Source organism: Novosphingobium sp. AAP93 (assembly GCF_001296055.1).
GTDB lineage: Bacteria > Pseudomonadota > Alphaproteobacteria > Sphingomonadales > Sphingomonadaceae > Novosphingobium.
In genome coordinates, this window is record NZ_LJHZ01000107.1 from 1 (window position 1) to 3,938 (window position 3,938).

General features: G+C 66.2%; 4 protein-coding genes and 1 pseudogene. 2 read left to right on the forward strand and 3 right to left on the reverse strand.

What is annotated here, in order from left to right:
- Positions 1 to 255 precede the first annotated feature (255 nt).
- The 3 genes from IP83_RS16050 to ychF are packed head-to-tail and all read right to left on the reverse strand — an operon-like array spanning position 256 to position 2,238.
- Positions 256 to 666 carry a GNAT family acetyltransferase gene (locus tag IP83_RS16050; RefSeq protein WP_054123242.1) on the reverse strand — a complete coding sequence of 137 codons (411 nt, stop codon included), beginning with the start codon at positions 664 to 666 and terminating at the stop codon, positions 256 to 258.
- Complete coding sequence (locus tag IP83_RS16055; protein ID WP_054123243.1) at positions 667 to 1,125, reverse strand: MaoC family dehydratase; 459 nt, start codon at positions 1,123 to 1,125, stop codon at positions 667 to 669. It lies immediately after the preceding gene.
- A 12-nt stretch (positions 1,126 to 1,137) separates the two neighbouring features.
- Positions 1,138 to 2,238 carry a redox-regulated ATPase YchF gene (gene ychF / locus IP83_RS16060; RefSeq protein WP_054123245.1) on the reverse strand — a complete coding sequence of 367 codons (1,101 nt, stop codon included), beginning with the start codon at positions 2,236 to 2,238 and terminating at the stop codon, positions 1,138 to 1,140.
- 100 nt (positions 2,239 to 2,338) lie between these two features.
- Between ychF and IP83_RS16065 the strand changes: the two genes are divergently transcribed.
- Both IP83_RS16065 and IP83_RS16070 read left to right on the forward strand, forming a co-directional pair.
- The gene (locus IP83_RS16065; RefSeq protein ID WP_054123244.1) at positions 2,339 to 3,319 is read left to right on the forward strand and encodes an MBL fold metallo-hydrolase; all 981 of its coding nucleotides are present in this window, start codon (positions 2,339 to 2,341) and stop codon (positions 3,317 to 3,319) included.
- 93 nt (positions 3,320 to 3,412) lie between these two features.
- Positions 3,413 to 3,938 (forward strand): annotated as a pseudogene (locus IP83_RS16070) (hypothetical protein); the annotation flags it as partial.

The window sequence follows — 3,938 nt, forward strand, 5'->3', positions numbered from 1 at the left end:
AACACGACGCCCTCCCCGCAGCGCCAGTGCAGGCGCCGCACCGGTCGCGCGATCACTCCCCAATGCCCATCGCCCGAAGCGCCGCGCCCGCAAATCCAACAGGCCGCAGAGTCCTATCCCAGTCCTCGTCATTGCGAGCGTAGCGAAGCAATCCAGGGCGGGCGCACATGACGCTCTGGATTGCTTCGCTGCGCTCGCAATGACGAACTACTGAGGTATTTCACTCGCCGTCGAATCCGACGGGCCCTAACCCGCCTACAGCAGCCGCCCCATGCTGATATGGTCTTCCACCGCGAAGCCCAGTCCTCGGTAGAACGCGATCACCGCCGCATTCGTGCTGCGCACCTGCAGGTTGATCTTGGGGCACCCCAGCGCCCGCAGCGCCGCTTCCGCCCTCTGCACCAGCGCCGTGCCCACGCCGCGCCGCTTGGCCGACTGGCGCACCGCCACCGAATAGAGCCACCCCCGGTGCCCGTCATACCCGGCCATGATCGAGCCGATCACCACGCCGTCCTCCACCGCGACAAACAGCAAGTCGTCGTTCATCGCCAGCTTGGCCGGAATCGACCGCTCGGCCCGGTTGCGCGGCGGATCGTTCGGGAAAGCCTCGCGCCAGAGGTCATCCAGCGCGCCAAAATCCGCCGGCTGATAGGGCCGGATCTCCATTCAGTCCGCGCCGCCGGGATCGCGCGTCGCCACCAGCCCCAGCGCCTTGAAGCTCATCACCAGCTCGTCATGCTGGTTGTAGACCTTGGTCTCGCCCTTGATGATGCCCATTTCCGGCTTCGACTTGCTGCGGCGCTTTTCCAGCAGCGTGTTCTCGCAGCGCAGCGTGTCGCCGGGATAGACCGGCTTGATCCAGCGCAGTTCATCCACCCCCGGCGAGCCGAGCCCCGCCTGCTTGTTGTTCAGCATGTTGGCCACGGTCATCGACATCGTCATCGCCGCCGTGTGCCAGCCGCTGGCCGAAAGCCGCCCGAAATGCGTCTTCGCCGCAGCCTCGTCGTCGAGGTGGAAGGCCTGCGGGTCGTACTTGCGCGCGAAGTCCATCACTTCCTCGCGCGTGACCTCATAGTGCCCGTACTTCGTCACCCGGCCGACTTCCAGATCCTCGTAATACTGCATCTGCCCAGTACCTTACACGTTGAACTTGAAGTGCATCACGTCGCCGTCGCGCACCACGTATTCCTTGCCTTCCTGCCGCAGCTTGCCCGCATCGCGCGCCGCCGCTTCGCCGCCCAGCGTGACGAAGTCCTCGTAGGCAATCGTCTCGGCGCGGATGAAGCCGCGCTGCATGTCCGAATGGATCTCGCCCGCCGCTTCGGGCGCCTTGGCCCCGGCGTGGATCGTCCACGCCCGCGCTTCCTTTGGCCCGACGGTGAAGAACGTCAGGAGGTGCAGCAGGTCGTACCCGGCGCGGATGATCTTCGCGAGCCCCGCTTCCTCCAGCCCCAGCGCGCTCAGGAACTCGGCGCGGTCCTCGACCGGCATCGTCACGATATCGGCCTCGATCGCGGCGGAGACGATCACCGCATTGGCACCCTCGGCCCTGGCCTTCTCGATCACGCGCGCCGAGAAATCGTTGCCGGTCGCCGCCGCCTCTTCCTCCACGTTGCACACATAGAGCACCGGCTTGGCGGTAATCAGCTGCGCCTGTGCAAACACGCGCGCTTCCTCGTCGTCCTTGGGCACCGTCAGCCGCGCGGGCTTGCCCTGCCGCAGCAGTTCCAGCGCCTGCCCCAGCACCGAAGCGGTGATCCTGGCTTCCTTGTCGCCCTGCGCCGCCTTCTTCTGCGCGGCGGGCACCCGCTTCTCGAGGCTTTCGAGGTCCGAAAGCATCAGCTCCGTCTCGACCGTCTCCGCGTCCGAGATCGGATCGACCTTGTTGTCGACATGCTGGATGTCCGCGTTCTTGAAGCAGCGCAGCACGTGAACAATCGCGTCCACCTCGCGGATATTGCCGAGGAACTGGTTGCCGAGACCTTCGCCCTTCGAGGCCCCGCGCACCAGCCCGGCGATATCGACAAAGCCCAGCTGCGTCGGGATGATCTTCTGGCTCCCCGCGATGGCCGCCAGCTTGTCCAGCCGCGGATCGGGCACGCCCACGTTGCCGATGTTCGGCTCGATCGTGCAGAACGGATAGTTCGCCGCCTGCGCCGCCTGTGTCTCGGTCAGCGCGTTGAACAGCGTCGACTTGCCCACGTTCGGCAGCCCGACAATCCCGCAGCGAAAACCCATCGTTCGATCCTTGTCCATCGCAGCGGGCGAATGGCTTGCCCGATGCCGTGAAGCGCGCGATGGTATCCCCAAGCGGCAAGGTCAAGGGGGCGCGGGCGATATGAAGCACTGGATGGCATGGACGCTGCTGCTCCTTGCGGCATTGACCGGCACTGCGGCACGCGCTGCATCGGGCGCCGGCCATCAGGCGCAAGCAGTCAAGGTCACCACGCTTTCCACCATGCTGGCCGATTACGAGGGCCTCGGCGAATGGGGCTATGCTGCGCTTGTCGAGGTCGATGGCCGACGCGTCCTGTTCGATACCGGCGCGAATCCCGATGTTGTCCTCAAGAATACCGAGGCACTGCACATCGATCTTTCCACCGTCGAGGATGTGGTGATCTCGCATTTCCACGATGACCACACCGGCGGGCTGATCACCTTGCGCAAGGCCCTGATGCAAAAGAATCCCGGTGCGCTCTCGCACCTCTATGTGGGGGAGGGCATCTTCGAGCCGCGCTATCACAAGGATGGGAAGGGCGAGAGCGAGAACGGCTTCCCGGCGCTCGCCAAGGCCTATCTCGATACCGGCGGCCGCATCCAGCAGCTGTCCGGTCCGGCCGAGATCGCCTCCGGCGTGTGGCTCACCGGGCCAGTGCCGCGCGGCCATGCCGAGACGAACTGGAACCCCGGCCTCTTCATCAAGACAGGCGGCCAACTCTTTCCCGATACACTGCGCGAGGATACTTCACTGGTCATCGATACCGCGCAGGGCGTGGTCATCGTCACCGGCTGCGGCCATGCCGGGATCATGAACATCGCCGAGCATGCCAAGGCGATCACCGGTGACGCGCGGCTGGTTGCGGTGATCGGCGGCATCCACTTGTTCGCCGCCCGCGATGCCGTGCTGGTGGAAACCGCCGCGCGGCTCAAGGGCCTCTCCTATCTGCTCGCCGCGCACTGCACCGGGATCGAGGCAACCGTCCGCCTGCGCGAATTGCTGGGCCTAGACCGGCGCACTGCCGTTGTCGCGGCGATCGGTTCCAGCTTCACCTTGGGCAAGGGGATCGAGGCAGGCGCCATCGCCGGCTGGGTCGGCTGAATTCACGTCCTCTTCACCAAAACTTCAAGGATTGCCGGTTAGGTCCGTTCCGAATGTAATGCCCCCGGTGCGGGCGCCGAAGGAACCGATCCGATGAACCGCAAATTCCCGTCCGCCCTCGCGCTCTCGGCCCTGGCGATGGCCCTGATGGTCGGCGGCTGCGGCGCCGATCCCAAGGCCGCCGCCGCCAAGGCCCGCGCCGAATTTGCCGCGCACAACTATCTCGCGGCGCAGACCGATCTCGGGATCGCGATGGCCGCCAATCCGAACGACGCAGGCCTGCTCGAACTCCACGCCCGCAACGCGCTCGCTATGGGCGACGGCATCGCGGCCGGGGCCAGCCTCGAAAAGCTCGCCGCCCTCGCCAGCAAGCCCGCCGATTTGGGCCGCCTCCTCGCCGAAGCCGCCTTGCTGCGCGGGCAGACGCAGGAAGCCTTGACGGCGCTGGGCGATGACAAGTCCGCCGCCGGCCTGCGCCTCAAGGGCCTCGCGCTGCTGACCGGCGACAACAGGGCCGGGGCGGAGCAGGCCTTCCAGTCCGCGCTGGCCGTCGATCCGAAGCACGCGCCGACTCTCGCCAGTTTCGCCCGCCTCAAGCTGCTGAACGGCGATACGGCGG

Bases quoted from the DNA above. Each gene is read 5' to 3' on its own strand.
- IP83_RS16050 (WP_054123242.1), bottom strand. From the start codon at position 666: ATGGAGATCCGGCCCTATCAGCCGGCGGATTTTGGCGCGCTGGATGAC.
- IP83_RS16055 (WP_054123243.1), bottom strand. From the start codon at position 1,125: ATGCAGTATTACGAGGATCTGGAAGTCGGCCGGGTGACGAAGTACGGG.
- ychF (WP_054123245.1), bottom strand. From the start codon at position 2,238: ATGGGTTTTCGCTGCGGGATTGTCGGGCTGCCGAACGTGGGCAAGTCG.
- IP83_RS16065 (WP_054123244.1), top strand. From the start codon at position 2,339: ATGAAGCACTGGATGGCATGGACGCTGCTGCTCCTTGCGGCATTGACC.